At 46.6% G+C, this 23,497-nt stretch carries 24 protein-coding genes and 1 riboswitch; of the genes, 14 read left to right on the forward strand and 10 right to left on the reverse strand.

Annotated elements, in window-relative coordinates:
• The first annotated feature begins 23 nt into the window (after positions 1-23).
• Positions 24-851 carry a 3'(2'),5'-bisphosphate nucleotidase CysQ gene (gene cysQ, locus L1D31_RS15045; protein WP_239837898.1) on the forward strand — a complete coding sequence of 276 codons (828 nt, stop codon included), beginning with the start codon at positions 24-26 and terminating at the stop codon, positions 849-851.
• 130 nt (positions 852-981) lie between these two features.
• On the opposite strand, the gene pyrE is transcribed toward cysQ, so the two are convergent.
• Positions 982-1,623: an orotate phosphoribosyltransferase gene (pyrE, locus tag L1D31_RS15050; protein ID WP_239837899.1), complete on the reverse strand. Its 642-nt coding sequence runs from the start codon at positions 1,621-1,623 to the stop codon at positions 982-984.
• A gap of 118 nt (positions 1,624-1,741) precedes the next feature.
• Entirely contained in the window at positions 1,742-2,458 is a 717-nt protein-coding gene (gene rph / locus L1D31_RS15055) for a ribonuclease PH (RefSeq protein WP_239837900.1), read from the reverse strand.
• Between the two features lie 170 nt (positions 2,459-2,628).
• On the opposite strand from rph, the gene L1D31_RS15060 reads away from it, so the two are divergent.
• Complete coding sequence (locus tag L1D31_RS15060; protein WP_239837901.1) at positions 2,629-3,495, forward strand: YicC/YloC family endoribonuclease; 867 nt, start codon at positions 2,629-2,631, stop codon at positions 3,493-3,495.
• Positions 3,496-3,558: 63 nt separating this feature from the next.
• Here L1D31_RS15060 and L1D31_RS15065 read toward each other — a convergent pair whose 3' ends face one another.
• The gene (locus tag L1D31_RS15065) at positions 3,559-4,929 is read right to left on the reverse strand and encodes an NCS2 family permease (protein ID WP_239837902.1); all 1,371 of its coding nucleotides are present in this window, start codon (positions 4,927-4,929) and stop codon (positions 3,559-3,561) included.
• A gap of 56 nt (positions 4,930-4,985) precedes the next feature.
• Positions 4,986-5,085: riboswitch (purine riboswitch) on the reverse strand.
• A gap of 413 nt (positions 5,086-5,498) precedes the next feature.
• On the opposite strand from L1D31_RS15065, the gene gmk reads away from it, so the two are divergent.
• From gmk to recG, 5 genes are all read left to right on the forward strand, one after another.
• Positions 5,499-6,122 (forward strand): guanylate kinase, encoded by a 624-nt coding sequence (gene gmk, locus L1D31_RS15070; protein WP_239837903.1) that lies wholly within the window; start codon positions 5,499-5,501, stop codon positions 6,120-6,122.
• A 127-nt stretch (positions 6,123-6,249) separates the two neighbouring features.
• The gene (gene rpoZ, locus L1D31_RS15075; protein WP_006957184.1) at positions 6,250-6,522 is read left to right on the forward strand and encodes a DNA-directed RNA polymerase subunit omega; all 273 of its coding nucleotides are present in this window, start codon (positions 6,250-6,252) and stop codon (positions 6,520-6,522) included.
• 40 nt (positions 6,523-6,562) lie between these two features.
• Positions 6,563-8,686, forward strand: coding sequence for a bifunctional GTP diphosphokinase/guanosine-3',5'-bis pyrophosphate 3'-pyrophosphohydrolase (gene spoT / locus L1D31_RS15080; RefSeq protein WP_239837904.1), 2,124 nt, complete (start codon positions 6,563-6,565; stop codon positions 8,684-8,686).
• 66 nt (positions 8,687-8,752) lie between these two features.
• Positions 8,753-9,436: a tRNA (guanosine(18)-2'-O)-methyltransferase TrmH gene (gene trmH, locus L1D31_RS15085; protein ID WP_239837905.1), complete on the forward strand. Its 684-nt coding sequence runs from the start codon at positions 8,753-8,755 to the stop codon at positions 9,434-9,436.
• 193 nt (positions 9,437-9,629) lie between these two features.
• Positions 9,630-11,708, forward strand: a complete 2,079-nt coding sequence (gene recG, locus L1D31_RS15090; protein ID WP_239837906.1) for an ATP-dependent DNA helicase RecG — start codon at positions 9,630-9,632, stop codon at positions 11,706-11,708.
• A 49-nt stretch (positions 11,709-11,757) separates the two neighbouring features.
• Here the strand turns inward: recG and lpxM are convergent, their stop codons facing one another.
• The 4 genes from lpxM to coaBC form a co-directional block, all read right to left on the reverse strand.
• Positions 11,758-12,738: a lauroyl-Kdo(2)-lipid IV(A) myristoyltransferase gene (lpxM, locus tag L1D31_RS15095; RefSeq protein ID WP_239837907.1), complete on the reverse strand. Its 981-nt coding sequence runs from the start codon at positions 12,736-12,738 to the stop codon at positions 11,758-11,760.
• 17 nt (positions 12,739-12,755) lie between these two features.
• On the reverse strand, positions 12,756-13,706 hold the full coding sequence (locus L1D31_RS15100) for a Kdo(2)-lipid IV(A) acyltransferase (protein ID WP_239837908.1): 951 nt from the start codon (positions 13,704-13,706) through the stop codon (positions 12,756-12,758).
• Between the two features lie 5 nt (positions 13,707-13,711).
• A complete protein-coding gene (slmA, locus tag L1D31_RS15105; RefSeq protein WP_239837909.1) occupies positions 13,712-14,302 on the reverse strand; it encodes a nucleoid occlusion factor SlmA in 591 nt (196 codons plus the stop codon).
• 111 nt (positions 14,303-14,413) lie between these two features.
• The gene (gene coaBC / locus L1D31_RS15110; RefSeq protein ID WP_239837910.1) at positions 14,414-15,619 is read right to left on the reverse strand and encodes a bifunctional phosphopantothenoylcysteine decarboxylase/phosphopantothenate--cysteine ligase CoaBC; all 1,206 of its coding nucleotides are present in this window, start codon (positions 15,617-15,619) and stop codon (positions 14,414-14,416) included.
• A gap of 242 nt (positions 15,620-15,861) precedes the next feature.
• Between coaBC and radC the strand changes: the two genes are divergently transcribed.
• From radC to L1D31_RS15140, 6 genes are all read left to right on the forward strand, one after another.
• Positions 15,862-16,524, forward strand: coding sequence for a DNA repair protein RadC (radC, locus tag L1D31_RS15115; RefSeq protein WP_239838079.1), 663 nt, complete (start codon positions 15,862-15,864; stop codon positions 16,522-16,524).
• Between the two features lie 276 nt (positions 16,525-16,800).
• Positions 16,801-17,037: a 50S ribosomal protein L28 gene (gene rpmB / locus L1D31_RS15120; protein WP_004410867.1), complete on the forward strand. Its 237-nt coding sequence runs from the start codon at positions 16,801-16,803 to the stop codon at positions 17,035-17,037.
• 13 nt (positions 17,038-17,050) lie between these two features.
• Positions 17,051-17,221, forward strand: a complete 171-nt coding sequence (gene rpmG / locus L1D31_RS15125; protein WP_004410866.1) for a 50S ribosomal protein L33 — start codon at positions 17,051-17,053, stop codon at positions 17,219-17,221.
• Between the two features lie 178 nt (positions 17,222-17,399).
• Positions 17,400-17,885: a hypothetical protein gene (locus tag L1D31_RS15130; protein ID WP_239837911.1), complete on the forward strand. Its 486-nt coding sequence runs from the start codon at positions 17,400-17,402 to the stop codon at positions 17,883-17,885.
• Between the two features lie 30 nt (positions 17,886-17,915).
• On the forward strand, positions 17,916-18,722 hold the full coding sequence (gene mutM / locus L1D31_RS15135; RefSeq protein ID WP_239837912.1) for a bifunctional DNA-formamidopyrimidine glycosylase/DNA-(apurinic or apyrimidinic site) lyase: 807 nt from the start codon (positions 17,916-17,918) through the stop codon (positions 18,720-18,722).
• 90 nt (positions 18,723-18,812) lie between these two features.
• Positions 18,813-19,817, forward strand: a complete 1,005-nt coding sequence (locus tag L1D31_RS15140) for an NAD-dependent epimerase (RefSeq protein ID WP_239837913.1) — start codon at positions 18,813-18,815, stop codon at positions 19,815-19,817.
• Positions 19,818-19,849: 32 nt separating this feature from the next.
• Here the strand turns inward: L1D31_RS15140 and coaD are convergent, their stop codons facing one another.
• Entirely contained in the window at positions 19,850-20,344 is a 495-nt protein-coding gene (gene coaD / locus L1D31_RS15145) for a pantetheine-phosphate adenylyltransferase (RefSeq protein WP_239837914.1), read from the reverse strand.
• Positions 20,345-20,455: 111 nt separating this feature from the next.
• On the opposite strand from coaD, the gene L1D31_RS15150 reads away from it, so the two are divergent.
• On the forward strand, positions 20,456-21,490 hold the full coding sequence (locus tag L1D31_RS15150; RefSeq protein ID WP_239837915.1) for a glycosyltransferase family 9 protein: 1,035 nt from the start codon (positions 20,456-20,458) through the stop codon (positions 21,488-21,490).
• 45 nt (positions 21,491-21,535) lie between these two features.
• Here the strand turns inward: L1D31_RS15150 and L1D31_RS15155 are convergent, their stop codons facing one another.
• A complete protein-coding gene (locus tag L1D31_RS15155) occupies positions 21,536-22,321 on the reverse strand; it encodes a glycosyltransferase family 2 protein (RefSeq protein WP_239837916.1) in 786 nt (261 codons plus the stop codon).
• A gap of 27 nt (positions 22,322-22,348) precedes the next feature.
• Complete coding sequence (locus L1D31_RS15160; protein WP_239837917.1) at positions 22,349-23,404, reverse strand: glycosyltransferase family 9 protein; 1,056 nt, start codon at positions 23,402-23,404, stop codon at positions 22,349-22,351.
• Positions 23,405-23,497 lie beyond the last annotated feature (93 nt).

Genomic DNA, 23,497 nt, shown 5'->3' on the forward strand with positions numbered 1-23,497 from the left:
ATGTAGAGCGTGAAGGATTGACTATGCCAATGACAGACGACCTTTCTCACCATTTGCCTGCCGTGATTGCCATTGCCCGCTCGGCAGGTCAGTTAATTCTCGATATCTACGAGAAAAAAGAATATCAAGCCTATACCAAAAGTGACGAAACACCAGTAACCAGTGCTGATATAGCCGCACATAAGCTGATCATGGAAAAGCTTTCTGAGCTTACCCCTGATATTCCCATCCTGTCCGAAGAAGACGCGGAGATAAGCCTTGATAAACGCTCTCAATGGGACCGTTATTGGTTGGTTGACCCGTTAGATGGGACACAAGAATTTATCGCTCGTAGCGGTGACTTTGCGACGATTATCGCCTTGGTCGAGAGTAACCAACCTATTATGGGAGTGGTGTACGGTCCAGTGTCTGGTGTGACTTACTACGCATACAAGAACAAAGGCGCGTGGAAAATACCTGACATGGATGAAAGCGTTCGGATCACATCCCACAACCATGATGGCCGAGCGCATCCGATTGCGATTGCCATTAGCCGCCGTCAAGATATCAACCGTATTACCAGTCGCATGAGCAGTGGTTGGAACTATGATTTAGTACCACTGGGTTCAGCGGCACTGAAAGCTTGCTTAGTGGCAGAAGGTGCGGTGGACTGTTACCTTCGCCTTGGCCCGACTGGTGAGTGGGACACTGCGGCAACGCAATGTATCGTTGAAGAAGCGGGTGGCCGTATTTTGAGTACGCAGCTTGAACCATTGTCTTACAATGAGCGCGAAACGTTGGAAAACCCTAATTTCATCGTGCTTGGTGATGAAGTGTTACCTTGGGATGAAATTCTTCAAGTTAAAGATTAGCGTCCGTGCTTTATGAAAGAAGGGCTGGTGTGAATACATCAGCCCTTCTTTGTACGTGCAGAAAAAGAGCCAGTTTGGTGGCAGTTAGCGACTCGGGTCACTGCGGCACAACCAGCTCTCTAGCGATATTTTAGATACCATATTCAGCGCGATAAGCTTTAACAGCTTCAAGGTGTTCCGTCGCATTACCTTTTTCTTCAAGGTAAGTCACCAAGTCACCTAGGCTAACAATCGAAATCACAGCACAACCAAAGTCACGCTCGACTTCTTGAATCGCAGACAGCTCACCCTTGCCCTTCTCTTGGCGGTCGATTGCCACTAAAACACCCGCTAGGTCAGCACCATTGGCTTTAATGATTTCCATTGACTCACGGATAGCTGTGCCAGCAGTGATCACATCATCTACCAGCATGATGCGCCCCTCAAGTGCGCTACCGACTAAGTTACCGCCTTCGCCATGGTCTTTCGCTTCTTTACGGTTGAAGCAGTATGGCGTGTCGATATCATGATGATCGGCCAAGGCTACGGCTGTTGTCGTCGCAATTGGGATGCCTTTGTACGCTGGGCCAAATAGCACATCGAACTCAATTGCAGAATCCGCCAGTGCCGCTGCGTAAAAACGACCGAGACGCGCTAGGTCACGACCAGTATTGAAAAGACCAGCGTTAAAGAAGTACGGGCTCTTACGGCCAGATTTTAAAGTAAATTCGCCAAATTTTAGGACTTCTTTCTCTAATGCAAACTCAATAAATTCACGCTGGTATGCTTTCATCACTTTCTCTCTAAATAAAAGGTCTAGTTGTCTAGACGGTTTATAAACACTAATGAACTATCTCCCAAGGAAATGGAGATAAAAAAATAGCTTCCAAATGGAAGCTATTTAATAACAATCAATTTTCTAACGCCGCTTTCTGCGCCGCTACAATTTCGCTAATGCCTTTGGTCGCCGACTCCAGCAGCGTCATCAGCTCAGCATGAGTAAAGGGTTCGCCTTCTGCTGTGCCTTGAACTTCGATCATACGACCATCTTCCGTCATCACCACATTCATATCAGTATCGGCTGCGGAGTCTTCGGTGTATTCAAGGTCACACAGAATGTCTTCACCTAAGATGCCCACAGATACAGCAGCCACATGGCCCTTCATCGGATTAGCTTTTAATTTGCCTTTCTCAACTAGGTGTTGGAAAGCATCCGCCATTGCGACACTCGCGCCAGAGATAGACGCAGTACGTGTACCGCCATCAGCCTGAATCACGTCACAGTCAACCGTCACCATGATTTCACCCATCGCTTCTAGGTCTACGACAGCACGAAGACTGCGAGCAATCAGGCGTTGGATTTCCATCGTACGGCCGCCTTGTTTACCGCTTGCGGCTTCACGGCGCATACGTGAATGCGTTGAACGAGGTAGCATGCCGTATTCAGCGGTTACCCAGCCTTTACCTTGACCTTTTAGCCAGCGAGGGACGTTTTCTTCAACGGTCGCATTACACAGCACTTTAGTATTGCCGAATTCAACCAACACAGAGCCTTCTGCATACGCAGTGTAGTTACGAGTAATTTTGATTGGGCGAACTTGATCCGCCTTGCGATCGTTTGGACGCATGGGCATCTACCTTAGTTATCTATCTGCTGATAGGGGGAGACGAATTTGGTTGGAGCAGGATTATAGCGAAGTTTAGTAGACAAAGCTATGTGGATTCCTTCAGCTAAGCACCAGTGCATGTGCTACTATTGGCTCGCGTTATTTTCACAGATAATAAACAGGAAAATTCGATGATCTACAGTATGACAGCCTATGCGCGTAAAGAGGCGAAAGGTGATTGGGGTACAGCAGTATGGGAGATTCGCTCGGTAAACCAGCGTTACCTTGAGACCTACTTCCGTCTGCCCGAGCAGTTCCGCGGCTTGGAACCTGTATTGCGCGAGCGTTTTCGTAAGCGCCTTGCACGCGGTAAAGTCGAGTGTGCACTTCGATTTGAAGCCAACCCCGCAGCAAAAGGTGAGTTGACCATCAACGAAGATCTGGCGAAGCAAGTGATCAGTGCCGCTAACCAAGTGATGGCTTTATCTGGCGATGAGAGCCGTTTAAATCCTTTCCAGATCATGAACTGGCCTGGAGTGATGGAAACACCAGAGCAAGATATGGACGCCGTCAATAAAGACCTGCTTGCGGCTTTCGATGCCGCATTGAGCGACTTTATCGAAGCCCGTGGTCGTGAAGGCGACAACATGAAGGCGCTTATTGAGCAGCGCTTAACGACTATTTCTGAAGAAGTCGTGAAAGTACGCGCGCGTATGCCGGAAATTCTAGAATGGCAACGTGAGCGCCTGTTCTCCAAGTTTGAAGATGCAAAGGTAGAACTCGACCCATCACGAGTAGAGCAAGAGCTTATCCTGCTGGCGCAAAAATCAGACGTAGCCGAAGAGCTTGACCGCCTAGATTCACACGTAAAAGAAACCACTAACATCATGAAGAAAGGGGGCGCAGTCGGACGTCGTCTCGATTTTATGATGCAAGAGTTCAACCGTGAGTCCAATACCTTAGCCTCTAAGTCTATTAGTACGGACATCACTGCGTCTGGTGTTGAGCTGAAAGTGCTCATCGAGCAAATGCGTGAACAGATCCAGAATATTGAATAGGTTGACCTATGCTATGCAGCCCCCACTCTTGGAGTGGGGGCTTTTTTTTTAATCTAAATCTGATTAAAGCAGGATCAAATACATCAAGAAGAGCGCGGATAGGGCGTAAATCACCGGATGAACTTGCTTACCTTTGCCGGCGACGACCATAGTAAATGCGTAGCTGATGAAGCCCATCGCCATGCCGTTGGCTGGTGAGAAACTCAGTACAGTGAACATGATGGTAAAGAATGCCGCAATGCGAGACTCTTTTTGCTCCCAACTGATTTGTCCTAACCGTCCAATCATGTAGATGCCAACCACAACCATTGCTGGTGCTACCATCGCGGCTGAGAAAATAGAAAACAGCGGGTATAGGAATAATGAAAGCAGGAATAGCCCTGCGACCATCACAGCGGCTAATCCGGTTTTTGCTCCCTGAGAAGAGGCGATGCCTGACTCTGAAAATGCCGTGATGGAGGTGGTGCCTAAAACGGAACCAATCACTGTCCCACCCGCATCTGCGACCAAAGCAGAGCGTGCATTCGGTACTTTACCATCCTTATCAATGATCCCTGCATCACGCCCAACACCAACAATCGTGCTCAGACCATCAAAGAAATCGACGATGAGGAAAATAATCACAATAAACAGCAGATCGAACATTTTGTCTGCGGTCAGTCCAGAAAAGTCAAAGGCGGCACCAAAACTACTCGCTAAGCTTGGCGGGGCAGAGACAAATTGTTCTGGAATTGGCGCGTTATTGGTACCCATTATCATGTCTGCAAAGACTGTTAACACTATGGCTGTAATGAACGAAATAAAGGTCGCTAATTTGATATCACGGACCATGCATCCCAGAGCGACAAAAATACTGATGTACGCAATGATGACTTGTGGATCTGTCACCTTGCCCATACTGACGAGAATGATGGGGTTAGAAACAATAATGCCAGCGTTTTTTAGGCCGAGAAAGGCAATGAATAAACCAAGCGAAACGGTGATCGCCAGTTTCAGATCCTCTGGTATCGACTCAATCATCGCTTTGCGGATATTGGTCATCGACAAAATCAGGTACAGTACACCGGAGAGAAAAATGCCAAACAGGGCTTCGTGCCATACCAATGCCACCGAGCTACTCAGCAACATACCTTTGAAAAAGCCATTCATGCTCATTCCCGGTGCCAACATCACAGGGTAATTGCCCCAAATGCCCATAATTAACGTGGCTGCTGCGGCTGCAATGGCTGTCGCGGTAAAGACTGCGCCTTTATCCATACCAGGAATACTACCTAGAATGGCGGGGTTCACCGCCAGAATATAGCTCATCGCCAAAAAAGTAATGAAACCCGCGTACAACTCAGTACCTAGGGTCGTTTTACGTTGAGTAATTTTAAATACTGATTCCAGCACACCGGATTGATTCTGGCTTTTCAGGGTTGATTCGACACTCACAATGAAACCTTTAAAAGTGGGGATAAACAGGCAACGGGTTCAATGCTGTAGCAGAAGAAAAGTAGTATAGCGACTGTAGTCACAGAGATAGGCTCAATGGTAGAAACGTCTAATCCATTTCATCAGACATATACAGCATTTAATCGTTTGCGCGGATTGTAAGGATCTTGAGTGAAATCTCAATGCTTTTATAAAAGTTTAGCAAACGTTTGCTTTTGGCGAGAAGAGCTCGCTAAGCTCACGCAGGTACTTGAGAGTAACCCCTTGAGTATAACTTCCCGATGAAGATTCTTGCGGCTGGCTTCCTTTAGCGGCGTGGTTTATGTAGTGAACTCTTGTTTGAGCGCTTCCACTGGTTTTTTCAGTCCCGCATCAACATCAATTGGCACCACGAAAATGGCACAACCACGCACTCAAATACTTGTGAAGATCCTTAGGATCATGCTACTCTTCGCCTCCATTTTTCTGACCTAATTTTCACCACTTCGGTGATCCTGCAAGGTCGGTGCTATCTTTAACATGTCGGCTTGTTAAGCTGGCAAGATCAAACCAAACGTGGAATTGTACCTATGGGCAAAGGCACTCTTTATATTGTATCTGCACCAAGTGGCGCTGGTAAATCGAGCTTGATTTCCGCCATGCTGGAGACCAACCCGACTTACGCAATGAAGGTGTCTGTTTCACACACTACACGTGGCATGCGTCCGGGTGAACAAGATGGTGTCCATTACCATTTTGTCCAGAAAGAGTCCTTTGAAGAGTTGATCGAGCAAGGCGCATTCTTGGAATACGCCGAGGTGTTTGGTAATTACTACGGTACATCGCGTCCATGGATCGAAGAAAACCTCGATAAAGGTATCGATGTTTTCCTTGATATTGACTGGCAGGGTGCACGCCAGATCCGTGAACAAATGCCACAGGCACAAAGTATCTTTATTTTGCCGCCATCGAATGGTGAACTTGAGCGTCGCCTCAATGCTCGCGGCCAAGACAGCGATGCTGTGATCGCTAAACGCATGGCTGAGGCAAAATCAGAGATTTCACACTACAGCGAATACGACTATGTGATCGTCAATGACGATTTCGATAGCGCACTGATGGACTTTAAAGCCATCATACGTGCAGAAAGATTGAAGCAAGATAAGCAAGCTGCTAAATATAAAGGCATGCTTGACGCGCTTTTAGCAGAATAAACCGGCTTGTTAACAAGCTGTTTATCAAGAAATACTGTCTCTGCCTACTCTGATCTAGACACTGGGAACACAGAGACTGTATAATTTCTCGTCATACAAAATTTTAGTTAACTAATTTGGAGTCCTCATGGCACGCGTAACTGTTCAAGACGCTGTTGAAAAAGTTGGCAACCGTTTCGACCTAGTTCTCATTGCGGCTCGCCGCGCTCGTCAAATGCAAACTGGCGGTAAAGATTCACTAGTGCCAGAAGAGAACGATAAGGCAACGGTTATCGCCCTTCGCGAAATCGAAGAAGGCCTGATCACGAAAGAAATCCTTGATGCTCGTGAGCGTCAGGAGCAGCAGGAACAAGAAGCAGCAGAGCTAGCAGCCGTAAGCAGCATTGCTCACAGTCGTTAATCTGACTTCCTTCTCATCAACTATCTTCCGGGCCTAAAGTTTGTATCTATTCGATAGCCTAAAAGACGTTGCCCAAGAATACCTATCAGAGCCTCAAGTTGAGGCTCTGCGTCAATCTTATGTGGTAGCGAAAGACGCTCATGAAGGGCAAACCCGCTCCAGCGGTGAACCTTATATCATCCATCCTGTTGCTGTTGCTCGAATCTTGGCCGAAATGCGCCTTGATGTCGAAACACTGCAAGCCGCTCTACTTCATGATGTTATTGAAGACACAGAAGTCACTAAAGAAGAGTTAGAAACTCAATTTGGCACCACAGTGGCTGAGTTGGTTGATGGTGTATCTAAGCTGGATAAGCTTAAATTTCGTGATCGCAAAGAAGCTCAGGCTGAAAACTTCCGCAAAATGGTTCTTGCCATGGTGCAGGACATTCGCGTTATTCTGATCAAGCTTGCTGACCGTACGCACAACATGCGCACGCTCGGTGCATTACGCGCGGACAAAAAACGCCGTATCGCTCGTGAAACCCTGGAGATTTATTCTCCGCTTGCGCATCGTCTCGGTATCCATAACATCAAAACGGAACTCGAAGAGTTAGGTTTTGAAGCCCTTTACCCGAACCGCTACCGTGTTCTTAAAGCCGTGGTCAAATCGGCGCGTGGTAATCGTAAAGAGATGATCCAAAATATCCATAGTGAGATTGAAGGACGTCTTGAAGAGGTTGGGCTGAAAGCACGCGTATTTGGTCGAGAAAAAAACCTGTTCTCCATCTACAACAAGATGAAGACCAAAGAGCAACGCTTCCACACCATCATGGATATTTACGCTTTTCGTATTGTGGTTGAAGATGCCGATACTTGTTATCGGGTACTCGGACAGGTTCATAGCTTGTACAAGCCGCGTCCGGGGCGTGTAAAAGACTACATCGCGGTACCCAAGGCTAATGGTTATCAGTCCATTCATACTTCGATGGTTGGCCCGCATGGGGTACCTGTCGAGGTGCAGATCCGCACCGAAGACATGGACCAGATGGCAGATAAAGGGGTGGCGGCACACTGGTCTTACAAAGGGAATGGTGATCGTACTGGTACTACGGCGCAGGTGAAGGCTCAGCGTTGGATGCAAAGCCTGCTTGAGCTTCAGCAAAGTGCGGGTAACTCGTTTGAGTTCATCGAAAATGTGAAATCGGATCTGTTCCCGGATGAAATCTACGTCTTCACACCGAAAGGACGCATTGTCGAGCTGCCTGTTGGCGCAACTGCGGTTGATTTTGCTTATGCCGTCCACACTGATGTGGGTAATACTTGTGTAGGTGCTCGTGTTGACCGTAACCCTTATCCACTCAGCAAATCGCTGAAAAATGGTCAGACGATCGAAATCATTAGTGCGCCAGGAGCGCGTCCGAATGCGGCTTGGCTCAACTACGTGGTGACTTCACGTGCTCGCACGAAGATCCGCCAAGTGCTGAAAACCATGCGCCGTGAAGAGTCGGTGACACTTGGCCGACGTCTGCTCAATCATGCCTTGGGTGACCTGTCTCTTTCGGATATTGATGAAGAGAACATCAACCACGTCCTGTCAGAACTGAAAGTCGATAGTGTTGAGGACTTGCTAGCCGATATTGGCCTTGGCGAATTGATGAGTATTGTTATTGCCCGTCGTCTACTTGGTGATGTTGAGGAGCTGACTCAAGTTGAGCAGGCTGACAGTAATAAACCGAAGAAGAAGCTGCCAATTCGTGGTGCGGAAGGCCTGCTACTGACATTTGCTAACTGTTGCCATCCAATTCCTGACGATCACATCATTGCTCATGTTTCTCCTGGGCGAGGGCTGGTTGTTCACCGTGAAACGTGTCCAAATGTGCGCGGCTACCAGAAAGAGCCAGATAAGTATATGGCAGTGGAATGGTCAGAAGATTATGACCAAGAGTTTATCACTGAGCTATATGTCGATGTCCAAAACCGTCAGGGGGTGTTGGCCGAGCTGACCAATGTGATCTCCAAAACAGGTTCGAATATCCATGGTCTTTCGACGGAAGAGAAAGATGGTCGATTGTATACGGTGACGGTATTACTGACGACCAAAGATCGTGTTCATCTTGCGGGTATCATGCGTAAGATCAAGGCAATGCCGAACGCACTAAAAGTACGTCGCCGTAAAAACTAACGGTATATTCATCGAGCAAAACGCCCTTGAAATTACGGTTTCAGGGGCTTTTATTTTACTATCATTATGAACTTAGAACGTTACAACCGAATTCAACAAGTCCTCAAGTCTCGGCAGGCTGATCTGACTTTCTGTCTTGAAGAAGTGCACAAACCTAATAATGTTTCCGCAGTTATCCGTACCGCTGATGCGACGGGAATTCATAAGATTCATGCTGTGTGGCCCAATGATATGCGCACGCTTAGCCATACTTCTGCGGGAGCACGAAACTGGGTTGAAGTCGACACTCACGATACGATTAGCAAAGCCGTCAAAACGCTTAAAGAGCAAGGTATGCAGGTTCTAGTGACGAACCTGTCTGACAACGCGGTTGACTTTCGTGAGATTGACTACACTCAGCCGACGGCGATCATTCTAGGGAGCGAAAAAATTGGTGCTTCTGAAGAAGCAAAGCAACTGGCCGATCAAGATATCATCATTCCTATGATGGGCATGGTCCAGTCGCTTAATGTCTCGGTTGCCAGTGCTGTCATCATGTACGAAGCTCAGCGTCAGCGCGAAGCGGCTGGCATGTATAACAATCAGGTTAGCAAGCTACCTGAAGAAACGATTCATCGTATTCTGTTTGAGCGAGGTCACCCTGTGCTTGCGAAAGTTGCAAAACGCAAGGGGCTACCTTATCCACCGCTTGATGAAGAAGGTCAGATCATTGCTGATGAAGCTTGGTGGCAGGAAATGCAGAAGAAGTAATGTCAATGAACGTTAGAGGTTGAGGCGAATGCGTCAACCCTTTTGATTTTCTGCTCATCACCAATGCCGACAGCTTGAAGGCGCTATACTCTTGTTACCAGACTAAATTTCCCTGTACAAAAACACAGCTCAATGGTTAACTATTAGGTTCAGACACCTATGTAACTTACTGAATAACTTACCGAGCTCTGTTATGTCCCAATTGCTATCTGCTATTCCTTTGACTTCTCTGACTGGTGTTGGTGCCAAAGTGGCAGAAAAGCTAGCAAAAGTCGGGCTACATTCAGTACAAGATCTCTTATTTCATCTCCCACTGCGTTACGAGGATCGAACACGTATCTACCCTATTGTGAAGTTACATGCTGGTTTATGGGCGGCAGTGCAGGGAAAGGTCATGAGCGTCGATACTTTGTTTGGTAAACGTAAGATGCTGACGGTCAAAATCAGTGATGGTAATGGCACCATCACCTTGCGCTTTTTCAATTTTACCGCAGGGGTGAAAAACAACTTTGCTGAGGGCAAAACTGTCCATGCCTATGGTGAAGTTAAACGGGGCAGCTATGGTTTAGAAATTGTCCACCCAGACTACAAATTCTATGCGCCGAATCAGCCTGCTGAGGTAGAACAGAGCCTGACACCGGTCTATCCGACCACAGATGGCCTACGTCAAATCACTTTACGTAACTTGACTGATCAAGCGTTAGAATTACTTGATAAGTCGGCAGTGCAAGAGCTCTTGCCTGCCGGCCTGTATGATCAGCAAATCTCGCTTGCTCAGGCGCTGCACACGATTCACAGGCCAACACCCGATATCGATTTACACGCCTTTGATGAAGGTAAGCACCCAGCGCAAATACGCCTGATTATGGAAGAGCTGCTGGCTCAGAACCTTTCGATGCTCTCAGTGCGGAGCAAAGGTCAGCAAGACATTGCTCTACCACTGGCTGAACGCAATGAACTGAAACAAAAGCTGCTCAGTCAGTTGCCTTTCTCCCCAACCAAAGCGCAATCTCGAGTTGTTGCGGAAATTGAACAAGATCTTGCGAAACCTCACCCGATGATGCGTCTTGTTCAGGGAGATGTCGGCTCAGGAAAGACTTTGGTTGCCGCTTTAGTAGCGCTTCGAGCACTAGAACATGGCTATCAGGTGGCTTTAATGGCCCCGACTGAACTGCTGGCAGAGCAACATGCGATCAACTTTGCACAGTGGCTGGAACCTATGGGGATACATGTAGGCTGGCTAGCAGGTAAACTGAAAGGTAAAGCCAAAGATGCTGAGTTAGCCAAGATAGCCAGTGGCGAAGCGCAAATGGTGGTTGGTACTCACGCTTTGTTTCAGGAGCACGTTGCTTTTCATCATCTTGCGTTAGTCATTATTGATGAGCAACACAGATTCGGTGTACACCAGCGCCTCGAACTAAGAGAAAAAGGCGCGAAACAGGGCGCATTTCCTCATCAACTGATTATGACGGCTACCCCGATCCCGCGTACATTGGCGATGACCGCCTATGCGGATCTTGAGACTTCCATTATTGATGAGTTGCCCCCAGGGCGAACGCCTATCCAGACGGTCGCTATTCCAGATACCAAACGAGATGATATTGTTGAACGTGTACGCAATGCCTGCCTCAATGAAGGAAAGCAGGCTTATTGGGTGTGTACATTGATTGATGAATCAGAAGTATTAGAAGCTCAAGCTGCAGCTGACACCGCAGAAGAACTGCAAAGAAAGCTGCCTGATGTCAAAATCGGTTTAGTGCATGGCCGGATGAAGCCTGCAGAAAAACAGGCCGTAATGCAGGATTTTAAAGACAACAAACTTCACTTGCTGGTGGCTACTACCGTGATCGAAGTCGGTGTTGATGTCCCCAATTCAAGCTTAATGATCATCGAGAATCCTGAGCGCTTAGGGTTGGCTCAGCTGCACCAGTTACGAGGACGAGTTGGACGAGGGAGTGTTGCTAGTCACTGTGTGCTGCTTTACCATTCCCCATTGTCTAAAACCGCACAAAAGCGTTTAGGTGTGCTGCGTGAAAGTAATGATGGGTTTGTTATTGCTCAGCGCGATCTGGAAATTCGTGGTCCAGGTGAGCTACTAGGCGCTAAGCAAACGGGCATGGCTGATTTTAAAATTGCTGATCTGATTCGAGATCAGCATTTGATTCCAGAAGTTCAGCGAGTTGCGCGTCATATTCATGATCACTTCCCAGACAGCGCCGCGGCGATAATTGAACGTTGGCTGGGGGATAGAGACATGTATTCGAAGGCATAGAAAGAAAGGCTTGTAGGGTTGGAGTGACAATACCGACCCTTATCGCTCGCTAGCTATTAGTACCTTTGTGAGAGTTATCGTAAATCTCACTTCCATCGCGCTGAGTTTTGAGTAGCGATAGGTTCCACATGTATTGTTCTGGATGCGGTCTGACTAAGTCTTCAATGGCTTGGTTCATTGCGCGGGCATCGGCTTCTTCATCGCCAGTTGGAAAGTTTTCGAGCGCAGGCAGAATATGTACTTCATACTTGCCTGATTTGTCGTTGTATGCAGGTAACACTGGGATCACTTTGGCTTTCGATAGGCGGGCCATTTTACCAAAGCCTTTTAGCGTTGCTTTTTCTGTACCAAAGAAAGGCACAAATACTGAGTTGGCCGGGCCAAAATCTTCATCTGGTAGCCAGTAACCAAGGTAACCATCTTTAATTGAACGCACGAAAGGCTTCACCCCAGCTTCACGAGCAAAAATACGACCGCCATATTGCATGCGTTGCACTTGCATCAACCAGTCCCCGATAGGGTTACGTTGCGGCTTCATGATGGTGGTGACTTTGTAGCCCTTTGCAGCCAACATGACCGCAGGGTAATCGACCGCCCAAGCATGTGGCGCTAAGATGATGACTTTCTCTCCGGCATCAAGCAGCGGTAGGATGTTTTCTTCGCCAATCATGACGCCACGCTCTTGGTTATGTTTGGTTGAACGAACCAAAAACTCCGAATAACCTAACAGATACTGTGCAGCCTTAACAAAGGTCTCTTCCAGAATATCTTGGCGTTCTTGGTCTGATTTTTCAGGAAAGCAATACTCAAGATTGACACGCGCTCGGCGTACCACTCGTCCGTTTTTTCGCACCGCAAAGACGGACAGTTTGCGTGCCAAGTTATCGCGCCAGCGGTACGGAATAAAAGCAAACAGGGCGGCAAATAAAATGCCCAGCCATGTCCCCCAGTGTTTAGGATGTAAAAATGCCCACTCGAAGGTAGGGTTATGCAAGTGTTTATCGATGCTATTTTTATCGTTGTTGCTCATTGAAAGCAGCACCTATGTTATTGATATCTTGAGTTAGTGAGAGAGTGGTCTGGCATCGACTTAAAACGCTTGTGTAGCCACATCCACTGTTCCGGAGCGCGCATGATAATCTCTTCGACGAATTTATTCATGTAGGCTGCGGCCGCCGTTTCATCTTTTTGTGGAAAATCTTGGTCGATAGACTTATCGGCCATGATTTCGTACTTGCCGTTTCGGTTACGGAATCCAGAACCTGGAACGATGGCACTCTTACTAGTGTAAGCAAGGATGCTGGTTCCTGTCGTTGTACAGGCTTCTTCGACGGCAAAGAAAGGCACGAACACAGATTTGTTATGGCCGTAGTCCTGATCTGGTAGGTAGAACAGGCGATGGCCTTGGCGCAACACGCGTACCATCTGTTTAAGATCACGACGATAAATGAGTTGGTTGCCGTTACGTGTGCGTCCTCTATATTGGATGAACTCGTAAGCCGGGTTTGTGTGGGGGCGGTAAGCGCCATAACCCGGTAGGCCAAGTACACCAAAAGCTCGCGCGGTAATTTCCAAATTGAGGGCATGCACGCAGCAAAGTAGTACACCTTTACCTTCGTCATTGAGTCTCTTTAGCTCTTCGATATCTTTCGCAATCAAAATACGTTTGAAACGCCACGTCGGCCAAAACCAAGTGATGCCTGTCTCAATCAAAGCCATACCAGTATTTTTGAAGTTTTCTACGACCATGCGCTCGACTTCTGTCTCTTCCATCTCCGGAAAGGCCAGTTCAAGATTACGCTTAGCGATCTTTACCCGGGATTTACCCAGCTTCATACCGATCGCTCCGATGCCTCGGCCTATTTTAAGCAGTACCGCATAAGGTAGAAGGTTGACTGTCAGAGCCAACAAACCAAACCCAAACCAAACCCCCCAATATTTGGGGTGGAGCAGGGCTAGTGTAAATTGAGGCTTTTCGACGCTATTTTTTTTGCTCATAGTGATTACTTGATCTGTGCACTTAAGAGTGACCAGTATTGTTCAAAATTGGCTGTTGGTTGATATTTAAAGTCTGAACGCACAAAACGGTTCAAGCTACCTTCCACCTGACCGAGTAACTGCGTTGCCAGAATGGTCTCGTCGACAGGGAAGGATTTGCCTTCTCTCAGCTTGCGCTCACGCAAGATCTGACGGATGGACGTTTCAATGCGTTCAAACAATTGATTGATGCGATCACGTAGGCGTTCATTCTCGAACATCAATGCGTGTCCTGAAAGAATACGGGTTAGGCCAGGGTTACGCTCAGCAAACGCTAGAATCAACTGGAGAACTAATCGTATACGTGTCAGCGTGTCTTTTTCTTCATCCAGAATACGGTTAATACGTGACATTAAGGACTCTTCAATGAACTCGATCAGGCCTTCAAACATGCGAGCTTTACTGGGGAAATGACGATATAACGCCGCCTCCGAGACTCCAACATGCTTGGCAAGTTTGGCGGTGGTGATACGAGAGCCACCATCGTTGGATTCCAACATTTGAGCAAGTGCTTGTAAGATTTCTTCCCGGCGATTACTTTTTCTTGTTCCGGCCATGAACGAGTTCCTTTTGTTACCACTGTTGATGCCCATAAACACAGGCATTCGTCCACCTTACTAAGCTAAGGTGGACGGAATAGACGAATTTCTGATTGTTAGAATAGCGACTTAATTGTCTAACTTTGCGGCGATAATTGTAAGTATCTGCTTCGCAATTTGTTGTTTTGATGCAAGGGTAAGTGATTGCTCACCATCTTTCCAGTATAGGTTAATCGCATTGTCGTTGCTGTTGAAGCCTTGTCCTTCTACTGAGACATCGTTGGCACAAATCATATCGAGATTTTTCTTGGTCAGCTTAGTTCGCGCGTAATGTTCCACATCTTGCGTTTCTGCAGCGAAACCGACGGTAAAGGGACGCTGCTGAGTCATACTGGCAACGGACGCGACAATATCTGGGTTTTTAACCATAGCGATGGTCATTTGATCGCTGTCATCCGTCTTCTTAATTTTCTGCTCAGCCACTGTTTGTGGGCGATAATCCGCTACAGCGGCACAGCTAATGAAAACATCATGTTCACAAGCTTTATCCATGACAGCGTTGTACATGTCTTCTGCGCTGGAAACATCAATGCGTTGTGACCCGACTGGCGTTGGAAGAGTCACTGGGCCAGCGACTAACGTGACCGTCGCACCGAGCTGAGCTGCCGCTTCTGCTAATGAAAAGCCCATTTTCCCTGAGCTATGATTGGTAATGTAGCGTACCGGATCAATAGCTTCGCGGGTTGGACCGGCAGAAATCAATATCGATTTACCGCTAAGAGGTTTGTCGCCCCAAAAACGTTCACATAAGTCAACTAACTGCATCGGCTCTAACATGCGGCCAGGGCCAATATCACCACAAGCTTGCTCACCAGCAGCGGGCCCCCAAATATGCATGCCACGCCTTTTTAACGTCGCGATATTTTCTTGTGTGGCTGGATTGCGATACATCTGCTGGTTCATGGCCGGAGAGACTGCAATTGGAGCATCGGTTGCAAGGACCAGTGTGGTCAGCAAATCATTGCCCATGCCCGCAGCCATTCGTGCGATCAGATCTGCCGTTGCGGGAGCGAGTAAGACCAAATCCGCCCATTTTGCCAGCTCAATATGGCCCATAGAGGCTTCTGCCGCTGGATCTAATAAGCTGTCGGATACTGGGCGACCAGAGACTGCCTGCATCGTTAAGGGGGTAATGAACTCTTTTGCTGCTTTGGTCATAACAACCTGAACTTCAGCGCCACGTTCAATCAGACGACGTGTTAGGTCGGCACATTTATAAGCGGCAATACCACCACCGATACCAAGTAGGATCTTTTTGCCCGCGAGTGTTTGCATGATGATCATCCTTAAAAAATACTGGGGGTAGATTACCACGCAGCAATTAGAGACTCTAGAAATGGAAAGTGTTGTTGCAGATTCAGCACGTTTTTGCTTTTTTATTTTTTGCTTCTTTATATACCTATTATTTACAGAAAATCTTTCACTACTTCGAAGATAAAGTTTCAGCGCACGAGCTTGATGACAAGCTTGTTTAAGCTAGAGGCACTGTGTTTACCGTAGAAGGGTGTGTTCTAACTATGTTACCTCGTGAGTCAATGCCGAGAGAAAAGCTGTTAACCAGAGGCCCGCAGTCACTTACCGATGCTGAATTGCTGGCGATTTTCTTGCGTACCGGTACTCAGGGCATGAATGTTCTTCAGCTGTCAGACAAACTACTCAAAGAGCTGGGTTCGTTACGAAGTTTATTCGCTGCGAGCAAAGAAGAGTTCTGCCAGCATAAAGGGCTCGGTGAGGCGAAATATGTCCAGCTTCAAGCGGTACTTGAGATGACACAGCGCTATTTGAGTGAAACCTTACAGCGAGGGGAGTCTCTGACCAGCCCGCAACAAACCAAACTTTACCTTTTGAGTATGCTGCGCGATCGCCAGCGTGAAGCTTTCTATATTTTGTTTCTCGATAATCAGCACCGGGTAATTAAAGACGAAGTGATGTTCGAAGGTACGATTGATGCAGCGTCTGTTTATCCAAGAGAAGTTGTCAAACGGGCATTAGAGTTTAACTCGGCAGCGTTGATTCTTGCTCATAACCACCCATCAGGGATTGCGGAACCAAGCCAAGCCGACCGTAGAATTACTCAGCGAATCAGTGATGCATTGGCGCTAGTGGATATTCGAATTCTCGACCATTTCGTCGTCGGAGATGGAGAGGTGGTCTCCTTTGCAGAGCGTGGATGGATTTAAATCACATTATTTGTTGTGAGTTGCGCGAATTCTGCTACAATCCCCCGACATTTTTTGAACTATTATCAGCTCTGCCTAAAAAAGATCACGAAAACCTTGAAAAAGGATCTGTTCGGGTCTTGAGCAATGCTAGTCAAGTTAGTATAATGCGCGACCTTTGATAGCCTTGTATGGGTTTCCATAGCGGTATAAGACCTCGAAATTCTTCTTAGAGAACTAGAGAGGTTCGGCCACCAAGGTTGATATCGAGCTGAAACGATTTTGGAGAAGACATTCATGTCACGAGTATGCCAAGTAACTGGTAAGCGTCCAGTAACGGGTAACAACCGTTCACACGCACGCAATGCTACTAAGCGTCGTTTTCTGCCGAACCTACAAACTCATCGTTTCTGGGTAGAGAGCGAAAAACGTTTTGTTAAACTACGTCTATCTGCTAAAGGTATGCGTATCATCGATAAGAAGGGCATTGATGCTGTTCTTGTTGACATTCGCGCAAACGGCGAAAACGTTTAAGAGGAAATAGGCAATGGCAAAGAAAGGCGTACGTGAGAAAATCCGTCTAGTATCTTCTGCAGGTACTGGTCACTTCTACACTACTGACAAGAACAAACGTAACATGCCAGGCAAATTTGAGATCAAAAAGTTTGATCCAGTTGTTCGCCAGCACGTTATGTACAAAGAAGCGAAAATCAAGTAATTGATTCTTCTTTGAAGCTTCTTAAACAGAAGTCTGTATTTGAAACCCAGCGTTCTCGCTGGGTTTTTTATTGCCTGTTATCCTAATAGCAACCAACCGTTGTTCCCCTCTGTTTCATTCCCCCCTTTGCTATTTTCTGCTACCTTTCTTGTAGTTATCTTTAGGGAAGTATAAATTCATGCGTGTTTCTACCTCACGACGCCGTCGCTGGAATAACATCATGATATTGGGCATTATCGCGTTTATCGCGATTCTCAATTTGCCGACTATCATCAAAACCTATTTGATTGACGACCAAACGACCGCTGAAGTTAGCCCTTACCCTTATTTGCTCAACCCCTCCGCAGAATTGAAAGCTCTGCATTTTTCTGACTGGTCGTTGGAATTCGTAAATGGTGAATGGGTTCTGACTCAGCAAAGCCACCTTGCTGCGCAGGAATTGATTGAGCGCTGGGTGGGTCTCGTCGGGACCGAAGTAGACCAGAAAACGTTTGATAGCTTAAAGCCTCAATTGTCCGCACCGCAGACGATTGAAGTCTGGTATCGTGATCAGGAAGAGCCTCAAAGGATCACCTTCTACCAAACGCCGCAATTTTGGCTGCTGAAAAACTGGCAGGATCAATGGATCGCTGTTTCAGTTGCTCCGGAATATCTGCTACCTTAGACGCCCAGAATTATTAATTGCTTAACCACTATGCCTGAATTACCTGAAGTTGAAGTCAGCCGTATGGGGATCACCCCTCATCTGGCTGGACAAACTGTTGCCAAGCTGACTTTTCGTACCCCTAAGCTGCGTTGGGATATCCCGCATGAGCTAAAGAAGATGGAAGGTCAGGTGATCCGCAGTATTTCTCGTCGTGCAAAATATTTGCTAATTGAAACCGATGTAGGCAGCGCGATTGTCCATTTGGGGATGTCAGGATCGTTGCGTGTACTGGATGCAGACATGGAGCCGGGGAAACACGATCACGTCGATCTGAAACTGACCAATGGCAAGGTATTACGCTATAACGACCCAAGACGCTTCGGGGCTTGGTTGTGGACTGAAGATGGTGAACATGATGCGTTGGGCCGGATGGGACCAGAGCCTCTAACAGAAGACTTTAATGCGCAATATATTGCTCACAAAGCTGTTAATAAGCGTGTATCTGTGAAGCAGTTCATTATGGATAACAAAGTCGTAGTTGGTGTAGGAAATATCTACGCCAATGAGTCATTGTTTAGTGCACGTATCCATCCGACACGAGCAGCAGGCACACTAACGGCGAAAGAGTGGCAACGTTTGGTTAAAGAGATTAAACAGGTGCTCGATACGGCCATTAAGCAGGGCGGGACGACATTAAAAGATTTTGCTCAGGCGGATGGTAAACCGGGCTATTTTGCTCAAGAGCTGAAAATTTATGGCAAAGCAGGTGAAGCTTGCCCTAGCTGTGGGGAAGAGATTGAAGAGCAGAAAATCGGTCAGCGCAATACGTTTTTTTGTTGTAAGTGTCAGTTATAAAAAATTGAACCTAGGTTAATTTTTAATGACTAGCAGTTATGCGTCCTAGTCGTTAGACTTTGAGTAATTAAGTAGATTTGAGAATTATAGATGAAGTATTTAGTAACGGGTGCAGCAGGTTTTATTGGGTCTGCAGTAACGGAAAAGTTGTGTGAAGCTGGTCACTGTGTTGTAGGTATTGATAACCTTAATGATTATTACCAAGTATCGCTAAAGCATGACCGTCTAGAGCGCATTCAGCATGAAAATTTCAAGTTTTTAGAGATGGACCTTGCCGATCGCGACGGTATTGCAAATCTGTTTAGTCAGGAAAAGTTCGATCGTGTAATTCACTTGGCTGCTCAAGCTGGGGTTCGCTACTCGATTGATAACCCAATGTCATATGCGGATAGCAACTTAGTTGGTCACCTTACTATTCTAGAGGGGTGCCGACATAATAAGATTGAGCATCTCGTTTATGCCTCATCTAGTTCAGTGTATGGACTTAATCAAAAAATGCCGTTTAGTACCTCGGATTCGGTAGATCATCCAATTTCACTCTATGCTGCAACCAAAAAATCGAATGAATTGATGGCTCATACCTACTCCCATCTATACGGCGTTCCAACGACAGGTCTCAGGTTCTTTACAGTTTATGGGCCATGGGGACGGCCCGATATGGCTTTGTTTAAGTTCACTAAGGCAATTGTGAATGGGGAGACAATTGACGTTTATAACAATGGTGATATGCGTCGTGATTTCACTTATATTGACGATATTGTTGAAGGCATTGTCCGTATACAAGATATTGTTCCAATTAAATCAAATAATTGGTCGGTGGAATCAGGTTCGCCAGCAACAAGTTCTGCTCCATATAAGATATTTAACATTGGTCATGGTAGCCCTGTAAAATTAATGGACTTTATTGAATCTCTGGAAACGTCTTTAGGTATTGAAGCTAAGAAGAATTACATGCCAATGCAGCCGGGAGATGTTTATGCGACATACGCTGAAACTGAAGATCTATTTGAAGCTACTGGCTATGTACCAAAAGTAAAAGTGAAAGAAGGTGTAAATGCTTTTGTTGAATGGTACAAAAAATACTACGAATTGTGATTTATAAATTGGCGAGCTATATGCTCGCCTTTTTAAACCTTCGCTTTGTTTTTCAATGCCTCAGCGACCGCTTTAGGCACAAAGTTGGTGACATCCCCTCCATGAATAGCCACTTCACGGACTATGGTCGAGGAGATAAATGCATGCTCTTCTGCGGGTGTGAGGAAAACGCTTTCTAATCCGGGCATCAGTCTACGATACATATTAGTTAAACCAAATTCATACTCAAAGTCGACGGTGGTTCGTAAACCACGAATAAGAACATTGGCATGTTCTTGCTTGGCAAAGTCGACCATCAAACCCGAAAATCCCTTCGAGCTTACATTGTCCAAATGCTGAGTCACCTGCTGCGCAAAAGCTACGCGCTCTTCTAACGTAAACATGGTGTTCTTACTTGGGCTGGCGGCAACAGCAATGATCACTTCATCAAACATATCTGCCGCACGTTCGATTAGATCCAAATGGCCATTAGTAATCGGATCAAAGGTCCCTGGGTAGATCACTCGGGAAAGGCGTTTTTTGCTCACAGTCAGTTACTCAAATGATTCTTTTATATCGCTTAATGGTAACAAAAAGGCTCACATTTACCCAACTTAGCCGTTATCATTGGGAGCAAAGATTGAGAGTTGGGAAAAGTAATGAAAAAGATACTGGTGGTTCGTAACGACAAGATAGGCGACTTCATGCTGGCTTGGCCCAGTTTCGCGATGCTGAAAGCTTCGATGCCGGATTGTCAGATTACAGCGCTGGTACCTAATTACACAGTGGCCCTGGCAGAGCTTTGTCCTTGGATTGATAAAGTGTTGGTTGATCCAACGAAGAAGGGTTCTAAGCAGGCGCAATCGACTTTGATTGAGCAAATAAAAGCGGAGCGCTTTGATGCATCCATCAACCTTTTCTCTACGACATATAACGCGAAATTGGTCTGGAAAGCGAAAATTCCTTACCGTCTTGCTCCGGCGACAAAGTTGGCGCAGATCTTTTACAACAAGCGTATCAAACAAAAGCGTTCACAATCAGCAAAACCGGAATACGAATACAACCTGGACTTAGTGCGTGCGTTTTTAACGGATATTGGTCAAGCGGTTATTGAGCTTGGCGCACCTTACCTCTCTTTCTCAGTTGACGATCTGCAGCAACAAAAGCACAAACTCTCACAACAATTGAATTTGAACGTAGAGAAGCAATGGGTGTTCGTTCATGCCGGTAGCGGTGGTTCAGCCAATAACTTATCTCTACAGCAATACACTCAGTTAATCTGCGATATGCCGGAGCCGTTTGAAATTATACTGACCGCTGGGCCGGGAGAAGAACAGAAAGCCGCTGAGTTACATAGCCTACTGAAAGAAAAGGGCAGAGCCTCGGTGGTGTACGACAAGAACGATGGTTTAGTTGATTTCTCTTGTTCTATTGCTTGTGCCGACTTGTTTATTGCAGGTTCTACTGGGCCCTTGCATATCGCGGCGGCGATAGATGTACCGACCGTTGGCTTTTTTCCAAGTAAGCGTTCAGCGACACCGCTGCGCTGGAAACCAATTAACTCGGCAGGCAACCATATCGCTTTTTGCCCACCAGAGGCAGAAGATAAAGCCAGTCAGGAAAATATGGCCAGAATTGATATAGATGTGGTCTCGAGAGAGTTACAACCATGGATAAGCCGTAAGCTGAATTAATAAAAAAGGCGATAGAAATATCGCCCTTTGTCTGGATTGAAAAGATTAGAATTTATCTGGCATCTTGTCTGTTTCACTGCGAATCCACAGATCCGCATATTTCACAAAAGTAGAGTGTGCTGAAAGTAGGGAGAGCAAGAAGCCTTGCTTGCCATCAAGAAAGCCGGCTTTAACAACATACATTTTCAAGAAGCAGCCTAATGCGTGCAAAATGCCTTGTGAGATGCTGCTTTTCTTACCTTTTTTCTCGCGCTGTTCAGCCCAGGCTTTGGCATAGCCCGCCGACTTCACTAAGTAGTGATTCATGTCGTTATAGGTGAAGTGAATCAAGTCGCCATTCAAGTTTTCGACTTTCATGGTTTTCGTCACCTCGACTTTTTCATGAACCAGAGCGTCATTGTACTGCGTCAGCTTTGTCGGGTATAAGCGCAGTACACGGTCTGGGTACCAACCGCAATGACGAATATAGCGTCCAAACACCCAGCTTAGACGCGCCGTTTGATAAATGGTATCCGGCTTATTTGCACTCACTGAATCTAAAATACTTTGCTTGAGCTCAGGAGTGACACGCTCATCGGCATCTAACCACAGGACGTAATCCGACTCAACATAGGACTGAGCTAAGCGACGTTGAGGGCCAAAGCCAGGCCAGTCAGGGTTGACGTAAAACTTGTCCGTAAAACTGCGTGCAATCTGTTCGGTATTGTCTGTACTTCCAGAGTCCAGAACCACAATCTCGTCTACCCAGTCGTGAACGGTTTCTAAACAAGCTTTCAGGTGCTGCGCTTCGTTCTTAACGATAAGTGCGACGGCAATGGTTGGTTTACTCACTGTGGTACCTCTGAAGTCTCTCGGAATTTATTTTAAATGGAGTTCTGTGGTTACTTTATCAAACATGGCGATGACTTGCTGAGGTTGAATGCGCTGCATGGCGTTTTTGTCTTTGACACGGGCACGCCAGCTAAGCTGAGCTGCAGATTTCCCCGTTTCAGCCTGAATTGCTTCTTTATAAGCAGACACCACATATTGGCGATATTGATAAGGCCCAGTGCGTTCAGGATTATGGTGGGCATACAAGCCAATAACCGGTGTATTGACCGCATTGGCCATATGCGCAGGGCCAGTGTCGGGGGCGATCACCAAATCAGCTTGGTCTAACAGTGCCAGCATTTGCTTCAGCGAACTTTGGCCGACCTGATTGTTGATTGTACATGTCAGCTTGTTCTCAATTTTCTTTGCTAGGTCTAATTCTACCTGTGCAGGGCTACCAGCTAAGGTGACCTGCCAGCCTTGATTGACGGCGTACTGGATAAGTTCGACGTAGCCTTCTACTGTCCAGTTTTTGTAGGCTTTACTTGCCGCAGGTACGACAACCAAGTTGCGTTTGTCGGCAGACAATTGCTGTTGTGCCCAATGTTGATCTTCATCTGAATACTCAAGCGTCCAGACGGGGCTCATATCTTGAACACCAAGTGTGTGGCCAAAGGCGAGCAATCCATCTAAAACGTGCATGGAATCTGGTGACGGCACTTTGACATTGGTGAACAGAGTTTGGAAGTCCTGACTGCGGACTGAATCAAAGCCGAGCTTGTATTTCGCCTTAATGCCAAGAGTGGCGATACTAGCTCTAAATGCGTACTGCATGTGCAGCAGTGCATCGAATTTTTGCCCTTTTAATGCTGCCCAAAGTTTTTTATAGCCCTGCCAGCCTTCCTTCTTGTCAAAAACAATCACACGAATACCGGGTATGCCTTCAATAAGCTTGGCTTCAAGCTTACCTGTGATCCAGACAATGTCGGTCTGCGGCCACTGCCGCTGAATGGCTTGCACTGCCGCAACGGTATTACACACATCACCAATCGCAGATAAACGCAGAATGCACAAAGAGTCAGGGGCAGAAGAAAAAAGGCTCATAAATAATTCTTTTGGCTAGCAATGGTGAAGATTATGCAGAGGCAGTCAATAAATGTAAAATGACCACTGAAATTTAATCAGAGATAGCCACCG

The organism is Vibrio sp. Isolate23 (assembly GCF_022398095.1).
Classification (GTDB): domain Bacteria; phylum Pseudomonadota; class Gammaproteobacteria; order Enterobacterales; family Vibrionaceae; genus Vibrio; species Vibrio coralliilyticus_A.